This is a genomic window from Pseudomonas sp. LAMO17WK12:I10 (genome assembly GCF_900215185.1).
Taxonomy (GTDB): domain Bacteria; phylum Pseudomonadota; class Gammaproteobacteria; order Pseudomonadales; family Pseudomonadaceae; genus Aquipseudomonas; species Aquipseudomonas chlororaphis.
In genome coordinates, this window is sequence record NZ_OBDX01000045.1 from 16093 (window position 1) to 33089 (window position 16997).

The following is a 16997-nucleotide window of genomic DNA, read 5'->3' on the forward strand; positions in this document are numbered from 1 at the left end:
GCTTGATTCAGGAGCGTGGATCGAAGGCATCGCGCAGCGCCTCACCGATAAACACCAGCAGCGAGAGGATCAGCGCCAGGGTGAAAAACGCCGTCAGGCCCAGCCAGGGCGCCTGCAGGTTCTGCTTGCCCTGGCCGATCAACTCGCCCAGGGAGGCGCTGCCGGCCGGCATGCCGAAGCCGAGGAAGTCCAGGGCGGTGAGGGTGGAAATCGCCCCGGTGAGAATGAACGGCAAATAGCTCAGGGTGGCGTTCATCGCGTTGGGCAGGATGTGCCGCACGATCACCTTGCGGTCGTTGAGGCCCAGGGCGCGGGCGGCCTTGACGTATTCCAGGTTGCGCCCGCGCAGGAACTCGGCGCGCACCACGTCCACCAGGGCCAGCCAGGAGAACAGCGCCATGATCCCCAGCAGCCACCAGAAGTTCGGCTCGACGAAACCGGAAAGGATGATCAGCAGGTACAGCACCGGCAGCCCCGACCAGACCTCCAGCAAGCGTTGGCCCAGCAGGTCGACCCAGCCGCCGTAATAACCCTGCAGGGCACCGGCGGCGATGCCGATCAGGGCGCTGATAAAGGTCAGGGCCAGGGCGAACAGGATCGACACCCGGGCGCCGTAGATTACCCGGGCCAGCACATCGCGGGCCTGGTCGTCGGTGCCCAGCCAGTTGACCGCGGTCGGCGGGCTCGGCGCCGGGCGGCTGAGGTCGTAGTTGGGCGTGTCTTCGCTGAACGGGATCGGCGGGAACAGCAGCCAGCCGCCGTCCTGGCGGATCAGCCGCTGCACGTAGTCGCTGCGGTAGTCGGCCTGGAACGGCAGCTGCCCGCCGAACTCCTGCTCGGTGTAGCGCTTGAACACCGGGAAATACAGCGAGCCCTGGTAGCTGACCACCAGCGGTTTGTCGTTGGCGATCAGCTCACCGCCGAGGGTGAGGATGAACAGGCCGATAAACAGCCACAGCGACCACCAGCCACGGCGGTTTTTCTTGAAGCGCTCGAAGCGCCGGCGCGCCAGCGGGGAGAGCTTGAGCATCAGGCGTTCCTCGCGGCGAAGTCGATACGCGGGTCGACCAGGGTGTAGCAGAGGTCGCCGATGAGTTTTATCAGCAGGCCGAACAGGGTGAAGATGAACAGCGAGCCGAACACCACCGGATAGTCCCGCGACACCGCGGCCTCGTAGCTCATGCGGCCGAGGCCGTCGAGGGAGAAGATCACCTCGATCAGCAGGGAGCCGGCGAAGAACACGCTGATAAAGGCCTGGGGAATGCCCGAGACCACCAGCAGCATGGCGTTGCGGAACACATGGCCGTAGAGCACTCGGCGTTCGCTCAGGCCCTTGGCCCGGGCGGTGACCACGTACTGGCGGGTGATCTCGTTGAGGAACGAGTTCTTGGTGAGGATGGTCAGGGTGGCGAAACCGCCGATCACCAGGGAGGTCACCGGCAGCACCAGGTGCCAGAAGTAGTCGGCGATCTTGCCCAGGGTGCTCAGTTGCTCGAAGTTCTCCGAGACCAGCCCGCGCACCGGGAACCAGTTCAGCGAGGTGCCGCCGGCAAAGACCACGATCAGGAACATGGCGAACAGGAAGGCCGGCATGGCGTAGCCGATGATGATCGCGGTGCTGCTCCAGATATCGAAATGGCTGCCGTGGTGCACCGCCTTGCGAATCCCCAGGGGGATCGACACCAGATAGGTGATCAATGTGGCCCAGAGCCCGAGGGAAATGGTCACCGGCATTTTCTGCAGGATCAGCTCGGTGACCGTGGCGCCGCGGAAGAAGCTCTTGCCGAAGTCCAGTTGCGCGTAGCTCTTGAGCATCAGCCACAGGCGCTCGTGGGCCGGCTTGTCGAAACCGTACTGCTTCTCGATGTCCTTGATCAGCTGCGGGTCGAGGCCGCGGCTGGCCCGTGAGTTGCCGCTGATGCCGTCGCTCGAACCGCCGAGGTTGCCGCCACCGCCGATGCCTTGCAGGCGGGCGATGGCCTGTTCCACCGGACCGCCAGGGGCGGCCTGGACGATGGCGAAGTTGACCAGCAGGATGATCATCAGGGTCGGGATGATCAGCAGCAGGCGCCGCAGGATATACGCCAGCATCAGTGCGGCCCTCCAGGCTTGCCGCGCTGGACGCGCTCGGCCGCCATTTGCTCGTTGGTCAGGGGCGTGCGGCTCATTTCCCACCAGCTTTCGATGGCTTCGTCATTGCTGGCGGGAATGGCCGGCATGCCGAAGCGGTTCCACCACACGGTGGAGGTGCCCGGCGGGTAGTAGTTGGGGATCCAGTAGTAATTCCATTGCAGCACCCGGTCCAGGGCGTGGGCGTAACTCAGCATCTGCGGTTGGCTGGTGGCCTTGACCAGGCCGCTGATCAGGCTGTCCACCGCCGGGTTCTTCAGCACCATCAGGTTGCTGGAGCCGGGGTCGTTGGCCGCCGCCGAGCCGAAGTAGTTGTACAGCTCCAGCCCCGGCGAGGTGGTCACCGGGTAGCCGGTGACGATCATGTCGTAGTCGCGGGCCATCAGCCGGTTGACGTACTGCGAGGCGTCGATGCGGCGGATCTCCAGGGTGATGCCGATCTGCGCCAGGTTGCGCTTGTAGGGCAACAACAGGCGTTCGATGCCGTTCTGGCTGTTGAGGAAGGTGAAGCGCAGCGGCTCGCCGTCGGCGTTGACCAGCTGATCGCCGTCGGGTTTCCAGCCGGCCGCTTCGAGCAGGGCCAGGGCTTGCAGCTGTTTATCGCGGATCAGGCCGCTGCCGTCGGTTTTCGGCGCTTCGAAGACCTGGGTGAAGACTTCGTCGGGAATCTGCCCGCGCAGCGGTTCGAGGATCTTCAGTTCTTCGGCATCCGGCAGCGCCCGCGCGGCCAGGGCGCTGTTGGAGAAGAAGCTCTGCTGGCGGATGTACAGGTCGCGCATCATCTGCCGGTTGCTCCACTCGAAGTCCCAGAGCATGGCCAGGGCCTGGCGCACGCGGCGATCCTGGAACATCGGCTTTTGCAGGTTGAACACGAAGCCCTGGGCCGGTTGCGGCGCCTCCTTGGCCAGGTGGGCCTTTTGCAGGCGGCCGTCGCTCAGGGCCGGGCTGTCGTAACCGATGGAGAAGCCGGTGGCGGAGAACTCGCGGTTGTAGTCGTAGGCGCCGCCGCGCAGCACCTGGCGGGCGACGTCGGTGTCGCCGAAGTACTCGATGCTGAAGCGGTCGAAGTTGTACAGGCCGCGGCTGACCGGCAGGTCCTTGCCCCACCAGTCGGCATCGCGGGTGAAGGTGATGCTGTTGCCGTTGTCGACCTTGCTCACCTTGTACGGGCCGCTGCCCAGGGGCGCTTCGTAGCCACCGCCGCCGGCGAAGTCGCGACTCTTCCACCAGTGCTCGGGGAGCACCGGCAGGGTCGCGATATCCAGGGGCAGGGTGCGGTTTTCATTGCTCTTGAAGTCGAAGCGGATCACCCGCGGCGACTCGACCTCGACGTCCTTGACGTCGGCGAACTGGGTGCGATAACGCAGGCTGCCCTGGGTCATCAGCAGGTTGTAGGTGTAGCGCACGTCTTCGGCGGTGATCGGCTGGCCGTCGGCGAAGCGCGCCTTGGGGTTGAGGTAGAAACGCAGCCACAGGCCGTCGTCGGCGCGCTCCATCTTTTGTGCCACCAGGCCGTACACGGTGTAGGGCTCATCCAGCGAACGCTGGGCCAGGGGCGAGTAGATATAGCCGTCGAGTTGCGAGACGCCGATGCCTTTGTCGATGTAGGGCAACACATGGTCGAAGCGGCCGATCTCGATGGCCGAGCGGCGCATGCTCCCGCCCTTGGGCGCCCGTGGGTTGGTGTAGGCGAAGTGGCTGAAGCCGGCGGGGTACTTGGCCGGTTCGCCATAGACGGTCAAGGCGTGTTGCGGTGCGGCATCGGCACTCGCGGTGCCCAGCAGCAGGGCCAGGGCGGTGAAGATCAGGGAGGGGAAAAGCAGGCGCATTGTCAGCCTTAAGAGCCGGGTGATCGATGATCACGATTTGTACGCTACCGGCGCGCTGCTGACCAGCGCGGGCCGTAGCCCAAACACAACGGCCCACCAAAGGGCGGGCCGTCGTTCACGCAAATCGCGACAGGATCAGTCCTGGCGGCTGGTCACTTCCAGCAGGTGATAACCGAACTGGGTTTTCACCGGGCCTTGCACGACATTGACCGGGGCGCTGAACACCACGGTGTCGAATTCCTTGACCATCTGGCCTGGACCGAACGAGCCGAGGTTGCCGCCGTCACGGCTGGATGGGCAAGTGGAGTTCTTCTTGGCGACTTCGGCGAAGTCGGCGCCGGCTTCGATTTCGGCTTTCAGTTCGTTGCACTTGGCTTCGCTGGCAACGAGGATGTGACGGGCAGTGGCTTTGGCCATGGGGAGTTGCTCCTTTCAAGAAAGTGGTGAGCCTACCGGATTGTGTAGCCTATTTCTCGTCAAAGTTCCGTCAAAGCGTTGCAGCAAAGGATGGCCGGCAGCTCCACCTGTAGCCGCTGCCGAGCCCTGGCCGGGCGAGCGCGCAGCCCAGGCACGCCGCATTGTCAGGTTTACGGGGCTGCACCCCGATCGCAGCCTGCGGCAGCGGCTACAGGCCCAGCTCTTGCCCGCGATATAGGCGATGCGAAAGGTCAGTTACACCTCATTATCGTTCATCGCGGGCAAGCCTCGCTCCTACGGTGCAGGTTCAGGCGGAAGCCGGAATGTCTTGCCGGTTGTTGCGCAGTTGCCGGGCGGCATTGCGCAGCAGCTGCTCGGTGGCGTCCCAGCCCAGGCAACCGTCCGTCACCGAAACCCCGTAGCGCAGCGTCGGGCTCAGGGGTTGGCAACCCTCGAACAGATGGCTCTCCAGCATCACCCCGACCAGGGACGAATCGCCCTGCAGGCGCTGTTCCAGGACCTCGCCGAACACCGCCGGTTGGCGTAACGGGTCCTTGCCGCTGTTGGCATGGCTGCAATCGACCATGATCCGCGCCGGGATCTTCAGCTTCTGCAGGTCGTGCTGGACCTGGGCCACGCTCTGGCGATCGTAGTTCGGACCGCGATGGCCGCCACGCAGCACCAGGTGAGTGTCGGGATTGCCCGGGGTCTGGATCACCGCCGGATGGCCCTGGCTGTCGACGCCGAAGTGGCGGTGCGGGTGCGCCGCCGAGCGCATGGCGTCGCAGGCGATGCCGACGCCGCCATCGGTGCCGTTCTTGAAGCCCACGGGCATGCCCAGGCCGCTGGCCATTTCCCGGTGGATCTGCGATTCGGTGGTGCGCGCGCCAATGGCGACCCAGCTCAGCAGGTCGTCGAAGTAGCCCGCGGCCATGGGTTGCAGCAGCTCGGTGGCGATCGGCAGGCCCAGGCGGAGGATTTCGCGCATCAGTTCACGGGAGAGGGTCAGGCCGCCGGCCATGTCGTCGCTGCCATCCAGGCGCGGGTCGTAGGCCAGGCCTTTCCAGCCGACGGTGGTGCGTGGTTTTTCGACGTAGGCGCGCATCACCAGCAGCAGGTCGTCGCTGACTTCGGCGGCCAGGCTGGCCAGGTTGCTGGCGTATTCCAGGGCGGACTGGGGATCGTGGATCGAGCAGGGGCCGACGACGACCAGCAAACGGGAGTCTTCACCGTTGAGGATGGCGCGCACCGCCTGGCGATGGGCGGCGACTTGCTGACCGAGGGCCGGGCTGAGCGGCAGTTGCTGCTTGAGCTCCAGCGAGCTGGGCAGGCGCTGGCTCAGGGTTTCGTTGGCGCAGTGGCGGGTGGACAGCGGCAGAGCGGAGACGGACGAGTTCATGTTCAAGGCTTCCTGGGCAGGCGGCGGGTAATGTCCCGCGCGCGGCCCTACTGGGGTGTTCGACAATTGGCCGGATTGGCTGTGCAGGTGTGTTTGCCACCAGTAGGTGACCGATCGGAGGCGGCAGGCTGTCCCGAACGGAGGCTGCTAAATCGCCAGGTGGTGCAAGTGTCGTAGCGGTAATAGGTGGCGTAGTTCATGGTTTCAATCCTCGGTAAGTTCGATGTGTTGCTGAAAGTCGTGGTTAAAAATCGTTGGCCCAGAAATACAAAACCCCCGGTCGGGAGGCCGACCGGGGGTGAGATTTTCTCTGGTAGGCGACCCGTTCAAGTGGGCGCCGTTTGGGTATCAGGCGCGCCAGTGGCTAAACCAATACCCAAAATAAAAGCTCGCCGGAGCGCAGGCGTTTTTCACCCAGGCAGCCGCACCGACGCGCGAGGCGCTGGCAGTGTGACGATGCATGGAAAGGGTGAGGGACGACATGCTGTTTCTCCGTGAAGTGGGCCGAGCTTACTAGAGGCCGGGGTGGCGGTTCAATCGGAAATTCCTATTACATGACCAGTAAGTGCCTATGAGTTAAGCGCTTTGAAGTTTTATGACACACTCGCCACGCCCTCATTTGTGCTCATTCAGGATGAATCATGACCTCCCTGACCCTTGCCGCCGCCCAATCGATTTCCGTTGCCGGAGACCTGCCGGGCAATATCGCCCGGCACCAGGCCTTTATCCGCGCCGCGGCGGAGCAGGGCGTGCAATTGCTGGTGTTTCCCGAGCTGTCCCTGACCGGTTACGAGCCCACGTTGGCGGCCGAGCTGGCGGTCTTGCCCCAGAGCCCGTTGTTGCAACCGTTACGCGACCTGGCCCGGGAGCTGGGGGTGACGGCGGTGGTGGGCATGCCCATTCGCCTGTCGGCCGAGGGCCCGCTGTTGATCGGCGCCCTGGTGCTGGCGGCCGATGGGTCGTTGGCGGTCTATAGCAAGCAGCATCTGCATGCCAGCGAGGAGTTGGTGTTCAGCCCAGGCGCGGGTGGCGCGCACCTGAGCTTCGCCGAGGACCGGGTGGCCCTGGCGGTGTGCGCCGATTTCTCCCAGGCCAGCCACGCGCGTGCGGCGGCGCAGTCCGGTGCCGGTATTTATGCCGCCGGCGTGCTGATCAGCGAAAACGGCTACGCCGCGGACAGTGCCTTGTTGCAGGGCTATGCCGCGGAGCATGCAATGCTGGTGCTGATGGCCAACCACGGCGGGCCGACCGGGGGCTGGGTGTCGGCGGGCCGCAGCGCGATCTGGGGGCCGGATGGCGCTCTGATCGTGGCCGCCGCAGGCTGTGGCGATGAGTTGCTGATCGCCCGGCGCCACGCCGGTCGCTGGAGTGGTCAACACGTGACGGTCGAAGCGCCTTGAACGGTTTCCAACTGTGTCCGGCCAACACCCCGGAGGATCTGCTGTTCGCCCGCGACCTGACCCGCAGCACCATGCTGGGCTATTACATTCGTCACGACCTGTTGTGGCTGGACGAAGCCTTCGATGTGGCCTGGGCCGGGCGGGAGAACCTGCTGATCTGCCAGGGCGCCAGGGTACTGGGGTTCGTCAGCCTCAGTCGCGATTCCAGGGCCTTGTATCTTCGCGAGTTGCATGTGCTCGAGGCGTTTCGCGGGCAGGGTGTCGGGGCTTGGGCCATCGAACAGGTGCGGGCGATGGCGCGCGGCGAACGGCGCGGGCTGCTGCGGCTGACAGTGTTCAAGGACAACCCGGCGCAGGCGCTCTATGGGCGCATGGGGCTGAAGGTGGTCGGGGAAGACGAGTGTTTTCTGCGGATGGAGCGAAGCAGCGCCGCGGATGCGTAGCCGCTGGTTGCTGTGCGCGGCGCGGTCGTTCCGAGCGGTGTGGCGACAGGCGAGGCTCAGGCGGGTTCCTGGTCGGGGCCCTCGGGCTCGGCGAGGATGATGCCGTCTTTCATACCCAGCAATACGGCCACCTTGTGCGCCTCTCCGCGTCGTCCTTTCTTGCGGCCGGCCAATACCTGGTAGGTGGTGGCTGGGTCGACCCCGTGCTCACGGGCGAACTGTTGAACCGATTTACCTTGATGTTCAAGCCAGGCCTTGGCTTGTGCGGCAGTGCGGATACCGGGCATAGTTCAAAACCGTTCAAATTTGTTCAATGCTTGAAGGGTGTAACACCCCTAGGGGTGCATAAAAAAGGATCATACATCCAAATGAGTGGAATCGGTTCGCGGTTAAGACAGGAAAGGGAACGCCTGGGGTTGTCGCAGAAAAAATTTGGTGAAGTTGGCGGCGTGGAAGCCAATGCCCAAGGCAGATATGAAAATGGAGACCGTGTGCCCAAGGCGGATTACTTGTCCCGGGTGGCGGCAAAAGGGGTCGATGTCCTTTATATAGTGACCGGCAGGCGGACCCCGACCAGGGCCGATAACCTCAGCCAGAGCGAAGAGAAAATCCTCGTCAGTTATCGGGCTTTGTACAAGGAAGATCAGGACGCGATCCGGCACCTGACCCATACCCTTGCCGAGCTTTCGGTTTCCAGCCTCATGAAAAGAAAGGCGGACGCCCGAGAGCCTTAGGGCAGGGCGTTCGCAGCGCATCAACCATCCACCGGATACCCCTGGTGAACAAGTGCTTTTTATATGGTGTTTGTCATTAGGTCAGCACGCTGCTTTTTTGCTAAGGTGTCCGGCAACCTATAAGACCAAATCGCGAGGTGTCTGCTTGATTAGGGTGCTAGTAGTCGATGACCATGATCTCGTTCGTACAGGTATTACACGAATGCTGGCTGACATCGATGGCCTGCAAGTGGTCGGTCAGGCCGAATCAGGGGAGGAATCCCTGCTCAAGGCCCGGGAATTGAAACCCGATGTGGTCCTCATGGACGTCAAGATGCCCGGGATCGGCGGTCTTGAAGCCACGCGCAAGTTATTGCGCAGTCACCCGGATATCAAAGTCGTGGCCGTCACTGTGTGTGAAGAAGATCCGTTCCCGACTCGCTTGCTGCAAGCCGGCGCGGCGGGTTATCTGACCAAGGGCGCGGGTCTCAACGAAATGGTGCAGGCCATCCGTCTGGTGTTTGCTGGCCAGCGTTACATCAGCCCGCAAATTGCCCAGCAATTGGTGTTCAAGTCATTCCAGCCGTCCAGTGATTCACCGTTCGACGCCTTGTCGGAGCGCGAGATCCAGATTGCGCTGATGATTGTCGGCTGCCAGAAAGTGCAGATCATCTCCGACAAGCTGTGCCTGTCTCCGAAAACCGTGAATACCTACCGTTACCGTATCTTCGAGAAGCTCTCGATCAGCAGTGATGTCGAACTGACGTTGCTGGCGGTTCGACACGGCATGGTCGATGCCAGCGCCTGACAATGACCGACCCGTTTGATCCCCGTGCTTTTCTTTCCACCTGCAGTGGCCGTCCTGGCGTGTATCGCATGTTCGACGGCGATGCACGTCTGCTTTACGTCGGTAAAGCCAAGAACCTGAAGAGCCGCCTGGCCAGCTACTTTCGCAAGACCGGCCTGGCGCCGAAGACCGCTGCCCTGGTGGGGCGCATCGCACAGATCGAAACCACCATCACCGCCAACGAAACCGAAGCCCTGCTGCTGGAGCAGACGCTGATCAAGGAATGGCGGCCGCCGTACAACATCCTGTTGCGCGACGATAAATCCTATCCCTATGTGTTTCTGTCGGACGGCGAGTTTCCGCGTTTCAGCATCCATCGCGGGGCGAAGAAGCAGAAGGGCAAGTACTTCGGCCCGTACCCCAGCGCCGGGGCCATTCGCGAGAGCCTGAGCCTGCTGCAAAAGACCTTCATGGTCCGACAATGTGAGGACAGCTATTACAAGAACCGCACCCGGCCGTGCCTGCAATATCAGATCAAGCGCTGCAAGGCGCCGTGCGTCGGCCTGGTGGAGGCCGAGGTGTACGCCGAGGATGTGCGCCACTCGGTGATGTTCCTCGAAGGCCGCAGCAATGCCCTGACCGACGAACTGTCGGCCGGCATGGAGCAGGCGGCCAGCACCCTGGACTTCGAGAAGGCCGCCGAGCTGCGCGACCAGATTTCCCTGCTGCGGCGGGTGCAGGACCAGCAGAGCATGGAAGGCGGCAGCGGCGACGTCGATGTGGTGGCGGCTTTCGTCAACCCGGGCGGCGCCTGCGTGCACCTGATCAGCGTGCGTGGCGGTCGGGTGCTGGGCAGCAAGAACTTCTTTCCCCAGGTGGGTATCGAGGAAGAGGTGGCCGAGGTCATGTCGGCATTCCTTGGCCAGTACTTTCTCAGCAGCCCGGAGCGCGACCTGCCCAGCGAGCTGATCGTCAACGTGATCCATGAAGATTTCCCGACCCTGATCACCGCGATCCAGGCCTTGCGCGGTCGCGAGCTGAGCATCAGCCACCGGGTGCGTGGCACGCGGGCGCGCTGGCAGCAACTGGCGGTGACCAACGCCGAGCAGGCCCTGAGCGCGCGGCTGGCCAATCGGCAGCATGTGGCCGCACGTTTCGAAGCCCTGGCCGAAGTGCTGAACCTGGACGAGCCGCCGCAACGCCTGGAGTGTTACGACATCAGTCACTCCAGCGGCGAGGCGACCGTGGCGTCCTGCGTGGTATTTGGCCCGGAAGGTCCACTGAAGTCCGATTACCGGCGCTACAACATCGAAGGCGTCACCGCCGGCGACGACTATGCGGCGATGCACCAGGCCCTGACCCGACGGTTCAGCAAACTCAAGGACGGCGAGGGCAAGCTACCGGACATCCTGTTGGTGGACGGCGGCAAGGGCCAGCTATCCATGGCCCGCGACGTGCTCAACGAGCTGGCGGTGCCCGACCTGATCCTGCTGGGGGTGGCCAAGGGCGCGACGCGCAAGGCCGGCTTCGAGACTCTCTATCTCAACGATGCGGCCCATGAGTTCACCCTCAAGGGCGACTCACCGGCGCTGCACCTGATCCAGCAGATCCGCGACGAGGCTCACCGTTTCGCCATCACTGGCCACCGCGCGCGCCGCGGCAAGACCCGCCGCACCTCGACCCTCGAAGGCGTGGCCGGCGTCGGCCCCAAGCGCCGCCGCGACCTGCTGAAACACTTTGGTGGATTGCAGGAACTGTCTCGCGCCAGCATCGAGGAGATCGCCAAGGCGCCGGGGATCAGTAAAAAGCTCGCTGAACTGATTTATGCGAACTTGCATAGCGAGTAGGGGAGAGCTCAGGGGCGGAAAGGGTCAGGCTCGCCATCACACTTCTTCAACCGAGCAATAACGTCAGGAGTAGTTCTCTCGATGTCGACCCTACCAGTCCTGTCAAGGTAGATGTCTATCGTTGCCCAGCGCTTAGGTGTGATGTCGATGCATTTCCGAAAACCTCTGTCGGTCCACCAAAAGAACACCATGAAGAAGTTCTCATCAGGGAATATGACCAAACTCAGATGTAGCTTCCCCTGGTAGCATCCGCTGCCGCGTAATCTTGTCGTGTGTGTCCCAAATTAAGCGCAGTTCGTCCGTGGCCTCTTTCGGGTAATGGACAATTACGCCGGGAGTAGCACAGTACCAAGCCACCAGCGAAGCTATTAAGAGGAAAAGGAGCAAGTAACGAACCTTAAATTTTCTTGCATTTGTGCTCAATGACACCAGCTCCCCATTCCTGTGGTGTAACTGCAAGAACTTCATCCATAACCATTTTCGCCGTTATCCCACCGTTGGGATGTTGGTTAAAGAGTTTAATGCCGATACTGATAGATATACGATCTGGGTTGTCGCACGGAGTTCGTCAACATTTTCAGCCTGGTGAGGTCCTCGATGTTTCCGCCTTTCTGGTGGTTTTGTTATATCGCTGACCTTCCCCCAGGAGTCTGAAACTATCTGCTCGGCTCCTGCCCCATCTGCAAGTACGCTCTCGGAAAATCCCGCAACGCGGCCCACGTACCCATAATGGACATTCGACCAGATATCATAAAAATAATCGTACTTTCCTTGTTTTTGCCAAAGTCCGCCGAATGCCTTACGGATTTTCGGCTTGTGATCCCAAGGTCGATCCTGTCCCACCCGCTCAGTCCAGATAGCAAAAGCCTTTGCTTTCTTTCCGAGCGCCAAGCTGTAGAAGTCTGGAGCAAGACCGAGTCGCATGTAAAAGGGCAAGGCTTCGTACTTTCTTGTTTCTGCTGCGGGGTCAAAGCTATTCAAATCTTTCATTTGCCGCACGGACGGGCTGTTGATGTTGCGGTTCATCTCGCCAGCAATGTAGCTCGCCAGTTCCTCCATGCGGTCGGGGTCGGCACAGACCTTCTCCTCTGGCTGCTCTTCAGGCGCCTTAGAGGTCGCATTGGGATCAATCAAGGCATTTGCAGCAGTCGCCTTCTCGGTCAGCCTCGGGTCGGCCAGCAAGGTTGCCATCTTTTCATCGTCTACCGAGCTGTCTGGGCGAAACACACCGAGGGTTGCGAAGTTAATGATTGCCGCGTCAGGAGTGGGGCCCATGACAAAGCCACCGAAGGTGTCACCCGACCCCGTAATGATTGTCCCACCGTGACTGGTCGGGCTCCCTATGTAGTGGTCAACTAATCCCGGACACGACGTTAAGTTTTTTCTCGGCCTGAGCTTCGACTCTGGGTAAGCAGCTCATTGACTCGACTGCGTAACCGAAGTCGTTCAACGTCCGGAGTTCGACGTCTGAGGCGGTGGGCATAGTGGCACGAGCGAGTGATATCAAAGACCACGCAAAGCCAATCAACCGGCTCTTGGATGCTCAGTTGATCAATCAGCGCGTGCGCTCGTGCTCTTCCGACATCAAGAGCGCGGTAGCCTTTTTTAAAATGGACATCTACTGAGCCATCTGGCCGGATTGCCCCGAGTGCTACGAAGTTGATGATGGCAGCCCCAGGAGCAGGCCCCTATGACAAAACCACCGAAAGTATCACCCGACCCCGTGATGATTGTCCCGCCGTGGCTGGTGGGGCTCCCCAAGTGGGCCATAGGACGACCATTCAGGATGATCGAGGGAAACCCTGTGGTAATGACTGCACCACAGCCGCAAGTGTCACCGACTCGGGCCGCCCCATGAAGTTGATGTCTATGTCACCAGAAGCGGAAGCGATAGGGGTCGTGCCATGACCGGGAAGAGGGCAGACGTGTTTGTCGCCCAGTCGAGCAGAAGAAAGCATTGAACATCATCCTTGCGTGTAAAGGTCCTTTTAGAGCCTCGCGAGCTTACCAAGTATCAAAGGGGAGGGCTGCAGGATGATTCTGAACTTTGCTGATCCCTTCGAGAATCTGGCAGAAAAATCTGAATGACCACCTCAATCCCCATGTGCGCCCAGGTTCCCCCGTGGGCCCTCGCGCCTGAGTCTTATCGCGTGTCCGCATGGGTCCTTATCGCGCCCGCGCTGGCCTCAAAGTGTTAGAACTCTGTTAGAACAATGTTAGACATGCCGTGCGAGATGCCCGTAGAATGGCCACTGCCTGCCTCATCTGGGCCCTTTCTGAGTAGATTGCCAACTCACCTCGTAGCCAGTTGTGCCGATGAATATCCCTAATCTGATCACCGTTCTACGCGTTCTGCTCATCCCAATCTTCATTTTGCTGTTTTATCTGCCTTACAACTGGAGCTACATGGCCGCCAGTTCCGTCTTCGCGTTTGCCGCGGCCACTGACTGGCTCGATGGCTACCTGGCGCGGCGTCTGGAGCAAAGCACACCGTTTGGGGCCTTCCTCGATCCGGTGGCCGACAAGTTGATGGTGGCGGTGGCCCTGGTACTGCTGGTGCAAGAGCACGGCAACCTGTGGCTGACCCTGCCAGCGGCGGTGATCATCGGACGTGAAATCGTCGTCTCCGCCCTCCGCGAGTGGATGGCCGAACTGGGTGCCCGCGCGCAAGTGGCGGTGTCCAACATGGGCAAGTGGAAAACCGCCGCGCAGATGCTGGCGCTGGTGATCCTGCTGGCCAACCCGCCGGCCTTCACCTTCTGGGTGCTGCTGGGTTATGCCTTGTTGCTGATCGCGGGAGGCCTGACCCTGTGGTCCATGCTGCAGTACCTGCGCGCTGCCTGGCCGCACCTGAAGACCGATGTGGAAAAGAAATAAAACTTTTTGAATCAAGGGGTTGACGCAGTTTCGAATTTCTATAGAATGCAGACTACCAAGACGCGGGAATAGCTCAGTTGGTAGAGCACGACCTTGCCAAGGTCGGGGTCGCGAGTTCGAGTCTCGTTTCCCGCTCCAAACATAGCGCTACAGAATCCCACTGAATTCTGTAAGCGATTGAAATCAGGGCATTCGGGTCCTTTTTTCGTTCCGGCGGGAACCACTAAAATCCAGCACTATCCGGTGCGTTTAAGTCCAGGATTAAGTCCAGAATCCTGACGCGTACTGAATCGGTTTGTTGCTGGAGCAGTTTGCATGGCGAGATGAGCATCTGGCCCTGACTCTGTTCAGGAGCTCGCGATGGCACTCTCAGAAATGACAGTTCGGCATGTCCGAATTACCAGCAATGACTACACCCTCGGCGACAGTGATGGCCTCACACTCTATGTGACGGCCAGAGGCGGAAAAGTCTGGCTCTTCCGCTACTGCTGGGCAGGCAAGCAGAAACGCATGTCCTTGGGTTGCTACCCACAAATCTCCCTCAAAGAAGCACGTACTCGACGTGACGAGGCGCGCGCCTTGATTGCCCAAGGCATCAACCCCTATGAGCATCGCAAACAACAGCGGCTTGCTGTTCGTATTACGACAAAGCATGCCTTCGAGGCCGTGTTCAATCAGTGGGTGGAATTCCGCAGGTTGAGTCTGAAGGAGGGCCGCCAAAGCACGCTCTCGCAGATCTTGAGAATTTTCAATAAAGACGTCCTGCCTATACTGGGTGGACGATCTATCTACGATATCAATCGTCACGATTTGCTGGATTTGCTGAGCAGGATCGAACAGCGCAAGGCCTTAACGACAGCCGAAAAATGTCGGACCTGGTTCAATCAATTGTTCCGCTATGCGCTGGTGAAAATAAGGGGCTTGAACACAATCCGGCTTCAGATCTCGATGTTGTCGCGCTCCCCAAACCGCCTGTTACGCATAATCCATTTCTTCGTATGGACGAGCTCCCGGGATTGATGTTTGCTCTTCGGAACTACGGCGGTGCCAAACAAACATGCCTTGGCCTTCGATTGTTGCTGCTGACCGGTGTCCGTACTGGCGAGCTGCGCTTGGCGACTCCCGATCAGTTCGATCTGGAGAAGCGGTTATGGATCATACCGGCGGAGGTGGTGAAACAACTTCAGTTAGCGATGCGAAAGCCAGGTAAGCAGGTCCAAGATGTACCGCCTTATATCGTGCCGCTGTCAGTTCAGGCACTGGAGATCGTGCGTCACTTGCTGGACCAGGTTGTCCCCGCGCAACGCTACTTGTTTGCGCATCGAAGCGACCTGAGCAAGCGCATCAGTGAGAACACTTTGAATGGAGCGTTGCGCCGGATGGGGTATGCCGATCAACTCACCGGTCATGGGAGAGGGAGACGATCTCGATGGTGCTGAACGAGATCGGATACCCCAAAGTGTGGGTGGATGTTCAGCTTTCACATGCCGATCCGGACAAGGTGAGTGCGGCCTACAATCACGTGGAATATGTGGAGCAGCGCCGGACCATGATGCAGGATTGGGCGAACCGTTTGGATTTGTGGGGGCAGGGCCAGCTGAAAGCGGCAAGCTCTCCGCTTACTATTCGTTTAGAGGGTGCAGCTTCGTTACCTTCGTTGGAAAGCGCGAACGCAAACGCCGTTCTGTACAACAGTGGCTTCCCAGCGACGACAGTCCCCGCCTCCAAAATGTCCGTCAGCAACGAGCCGGTCCTTAACGCGGCTCAGCATTCACCTGTCCTACCTGCTCCAGCGCAGACTGAACAGCTGCACGGAACCCCAAGTATCTGACATACAACGCCAGCGGGCCGAGATGCTAGCCACCTATGAAGCTTCGAGTAATTTGCCGCTGCTTGTCTTCGCCAAACTGGCAGGCAAATCCCGAGATCAGATCAACCGCGATATTAAGGCTCGGCGCCTGCTGTCCCTGAGCCTGGGGAATCGCGGTCAGCACATTCCCGATTGGCAGCTTGATCCACTGCGGCACAAGTTGGTAGTTGCTGCGTTAGCGCGGTTTCCGGATGTCGATGCGTGGAGGCTTTATCGGACGGTCTGTGAGCCTCATGAGCGACTGAAGGGTGGTTCGCCAATCGATGTGCTTACACTAGAGAGTTTCGACGTGACTGTGCGAATCGTTTGCGGTGCGCTGAGCTCAAGCTGAGACGCCATCTTCGAGCGGTGACAATGGATGTCGCCGTTTGCATTCAGCGACCAGTCCAAATGTTAGCCTGAAAATCGAAGTGGCAGCATCTTGACGGCAGCACAGTAATTTCTCAATATTCCACCACGCGTCACTGACGGAGGCGTTCGGCTCTAGCTTGGTGAAGCCCCTGCACTGTCGTGTTATCCCCCTCTTTCAAGCCATCTCAATGGTCAGCATCCTCTAGGGTTTCATGCTGATAATTTGAGGTTCGGTCATGGATACTCCAGATACACCTTCACTTTCGATTTTGAAGTCTGATGCTGAAGCACTTTTACGTGACGCTCGTGACGGCTGCCCAGACGCAGTGATTCGACTTGTGCGACAAGGCTTTCGAAGAGCCGAGGAGCTAACGATACATGCCTGCGCGTCGTTGTCGAGGAGTATGGTACGATCTTCGCTGAGGCAGTCCACGAAGAGAGGCTGATCTCTCGTTATGTCCAGCATTCACAAGCAAATGGATTCTGGCGTGAGCCTTATGGGTATCCGTTTCGTCGTGCCCGGTACTTGCGGCAATTTGATGCTTTGGTGGAATGCCTTCGCGATCAGGTACCTTTGGCAGTGGCAGCTCAGAAACGAGATGTTGATTTTGCCGGTTTCCACTTCAGCCGCTTGCTATTCGTACGGATTGGTCAGGTGCTAGGCAGTGTACGAAAAGTAATGTCGCAAACACCGCATGGTGCAAGCCAGTGAGACCATCGCCGCAAAACTTTTCGCCAGCTTGTCGTAGCGCGTACCGATCCGTCGATTCTCTTTCAGCCAACCGAACATGCGCTCAATGATGTTGCGCTGCCGGTACTTGGGCCTATCGAACAGCCTGGGCAGGCCGGGCTTTGGCTTGCGCTTCATGGTGCGCAAGGGAATCACCGGCTGCATCCGGTAGCGGTCGCAATAGCGCCGAAGGTGTTCAGCATC

General features: G+C 60.3%; 14 protein-coding genes, 1 tRNA gene and 4 pseudogenes. 8 read left to right on the top strand and 11 right to left on the bottom strand.

The features are described 5' to 3' along the window. Window positions 1-7: 7 nt before the first annotated feature. From CRO75_RS30510 to CRO75_RS33585, 6 genes are all read right to left on the bottom strand, one after another. Window positions 8-1030, bottom strand: a complete 1023-nt coding sequence (locus tag CRO75_RS30510) for an ABC transporter permease (RefSeq protein WP_097140286.1) — start codon at window positions 1028-1030, stop codon at window positions 8-10. Further along, complete coding sequence (locus tag CRO75_RS30515; protein ID WP_097140288.1) at window positions 1030-2091, bottom strand: microcin C ABC transporter permease YejB; 1062 nt, start codon at window positions 2089-2091, stop codon at window positions 1030-1032. The genes CRO75_RS30510 and CRO75_RS30515 overlap by 1 nt, the downstream gene beginning before the upstream one ends. After that, complete coding sequence (locus CRO75_RS30520; protein ID WP_097140290.1) at window positions 2091-3959, bottom strand: extracellular solute-binding protein; 1869 nt, start codon at window positions 3957-3959, stop codon at window positions 2091-2093. The genes CRO75_RS30515 and CRO75_RS30520 overlap by 1 nt, the downstream gene beginning before the upstream one ends. Before the next feature lie 135 nt (window positions 3960-4094). Beyond that, a complete protein-coding gene (locus tag CRO75_RS30525; RefSeq protein ID WP_007924449.1) occupies window positions 4095-4376 on the bottom strand; it encodes a peptidylprolyl isomerase in 282 nt (93 codons plus the stop codon). A 307-nt stretch (window positions 4377-4683) separates the two neighbouring features. Beyond that, entirely contained in the window at window positions 4684-5775 is a 1092-nt protein-coding gene (locus CRO75_RS30530; RefSeq protein ID WP_097140292.1) for a 3-deoxy-7-phosphoheptulonate synthase, read from the bottom strand. A gap of 348 nt (window positions 5776-6123) precedes the next feature. Beyond that, a complete protein-coding gene (locus CRO75_RS33585; RefSeq protein ID WP_256596248.1) occupies window positions 6124-6258 on the bottom strand; it encodes a hypothetical protein in 135 nt (44 codons plus the stop codon). Window positions 6259-6416: 158 nt separating this feature from the next. Here CRO75_RS33585 and CRO75_RS30535 point away from each other — a divergent pair, with 158 nt between their 5' ends. Continuing rightward, a complete protein-coding gene (locus CRO75_RS30535) occupies window positions 6417-7175 on the top strand; it encodes a carbon-nitrogen hydrolase family protein (protein ID WP_097140294.1) in 759 nt (252 codons plus the stop codon). Next, complete coding sequence (locus tag CRO75_RS30540) at window positions 7172-7618, top strand: GNAT family N-acetyltransferase (RefSeq protein ID WP_097140296.1); 447 nt, start codon at window positions 7172-7174, stop codon at window positions 7616-7618. Before CRO75_RS30535 ends, CRO75_RS30540 begins: the two co-directional genes overlap by 4 nt. A gap of 56 nt (window positions 7619-7674) precedes the next feature. On the opposite strand, the gene CRO75_RS30545 is transcribed toward CRO75_RS30540, so the two are convergent. Further along, window positions 7675-7905, bottom strand: a complete 231-nt coding sequence (locus CRO75_RS30545; protein ID WP_025810110.1) for a DNA-binding protein — start codon at window positions 7903-7905, stop codon at window positions 7675-7677. Window positions 7906-7986: 81 nt separating this feature from the next. Here CRO75_RS30545 and CRO75_RS30550 point away from each other — a divergent pair, with 81 nt between their 5' ends. The 3 genes from CRO75_RS30550 (at window position 7987) to uvrC (ending at window position 10965) form a co-directional block, all read left to right on the top strand. Beyond that, on the top strand, window positions 7987-8352 hold the full coding sequence (locus tag CRO75_RS30550) for a helix-turn-helix transcriptional regulator (RefSeq protein ID WP_009044410.1): 366 nt from the start codon (window positions 7987-7989) through the stop codon (window positions 8350-8352). 145 nt (window positions 8353-8497) lie between these two features. Further along, window positions 8498-9139: a UvrY/SirA/GacA family response regulator transcription factor gene (uvrY, locus tag CRO75_RS30555; RefSeq protein WP_020295157.1), complete on the top strand. Its 642-nt coding sequence runs from the start codon at window positions 8498-8500 to the stop codon at window positions 9137-9139. Window positions 9140-9141: 2 nt separating this feature from the next. Then, window positions 9142-10965: an excinuclease ABC subunit UvrC gene (gene uvrC, locus CRO75_RS30560; protein ID WP_097140298.1), complete on the top strand. Its 1824-nt coding sequence runs from the start codon at window positions 9142-9144 to the stop codon at window positions 10963-10965. An 8-nt stretch (window positions 10966-10973) separates the two neighbouring features. Here the strand turns inward: uvrC and CRO75_RS33460 are convergent. The 3 pseudogenes from CRO75_RS33460 to CRO75_RS33465 all read right to left on the bottom strand — a co-directional run. After that, window positions 10974-11433, bottom strand: a pseudogene (locus tag CRO75_RS33460) (hypothetical protein). Then, window positions 11363-12240: pseudogene (locus tag CRO75_RS30570) on the bottom strand (polymorphic toxin type 44 domain-containing protein). The pseudogenes CRO75_RS33460 and CRO75_RS30570 overlap by 71 nt, the downstream one beginning before the upstream one ends. Before the next feature lie 116 nt (window positions 12241-12356). Then, window positions 12357-12923, bottom strand: a pseudogene (locus CRO75_RS33465) (PAAR domain-containing protein); the annotation flags it as partial. Between the two features lie 358 nt (window positions 12924-13281). On the opposite strand from CRO75_RS33465, the gene pgsA reads away from it, so the two are divergent. From pgsA to CRO75_RS30595, 3 genes and pseudogenes are all read left to right on the top strand, one after another. Further along, complete coding sequence (gene pgsA, locus CRO75_RS30585) at window positions 13282-13842, top strand: CDP-diacylglycerol--glycerol-3-phosphate 3-phosphatidyltransferase (protein ID WP_009049612.1); 561 nt, start codon at window positions 13282-13284, stop codon at window positions 13840-13842. Window positions 13843-13904: 62 nt separating this feature from the next. Further along, window positions 13905-13980 (top strand) — tRNA-Gly (locus CRO75_RS30590). Between the two features lie 222 nt (window positions 13981-14202). Beyond that, a pseudogene (locus tag CRO75_RS30595) lies at window positions 14203-16043 on the top strand (integrase arm-type DNA-binding domain-containing protein). Between the two features lie 678 nt (window positions 16044-16721). Here CRO75_RS30595 and CRO75_RS30605 read toward each other — a convergent pair. Next, window positions 16722-16997, bottom strand: a 276-nt coding sequence (locus CRO75_RS30605; protein WP_143504246.1) for a transposase, incomplete at its 5' end; no start/stop codon positions are given.

What these genes read in the sequence shown, in the direction of transcription:
- CRO75_RS30510 (WP_097140286.1), bottom strand. Translation starts at nt 1,030, where the DNA reads ATGCTCAAGCTCTCCCCGCTGGCGCGCCGGCGCTTCGAGCGCTTCAAG.
- CRO75_RS30515 (WP_097140288.1), bottom strand. Translation starts at nt 2,091, where the DNA reads ATGCTGGCGTATATCCTGCGGCGCCTGCTGCTGATCATCCCGACCCTG.
- CRO75_RS30520 (WP_097140290.1), bottom strand. Translation starts at nt 3,959, where the DNA reads ATGCGCCTGCTTTTCCCCTCCCTGATCTTCACCGCCCTGGCCCTGCTG.
- CRO75_RS30525 (WP_007924449.1), bottom strand. Translation starts at nt 4,376, where the DNA reads ATGGCCAAAGCCACTGCCCGTCACATCCTCGTTGCCAGCGAAGCCAAG.
- CRO75_RS30530 (WP_097140292.1), bottom strand. Translation starts at nt 5,775, where the DNA reads ATGAACTCGTCCGTCTCCGCTCTGCCGCTGTCCACCCGCCACTGCGCC.
- CRO75_RS33585 (WP_256596248.1), bottom strand. Translation starts at nt 6,258, where the DNA reads ATGTCGTCCCTCACCCTTTCCATGCATCGTCACACTGCCAGCGCCTCG.
- CRO75_RS30535 (WP_097140294.1), top strand. Translation starts at nt 6,417, where the DNA reads ATGACCTCCCTGACCCTTGCCGCCGCCCAATCGATTTCCGTTGCCGGA.
- CRO75_RS30545 (WP_025810110.1), bottom strand. Translation starts at nt 7,905, where the DNA reads ATGCCCGGTATCCGCACTGCCGCACAAGCCAAGGCCTGGCTTGAACAT.
- CRO75_RS30550 (WP_009044410.1), top strand. Translation starts at nt 7,987, where the DNA reads ATGAGTGGAATCGGTTCGCGGTTAAGACAGGAAAGGGAACGCCTGGGG.
- uvrC (WP_097140298.1), top strand. Translation starts at nt 9,142, where the DNA reads ATGACCGACCCGTTTGATCCCCGTGCTTTTCTTTCCACCTGCAGTGGC.
- pgsA (WP_009049612.1), top strand. Translation starts at nt 13,282, where the DNA reads ATGAATATCCCTAATCTGATCACCGTTCTACGCGTTCTGCTCATCCCA.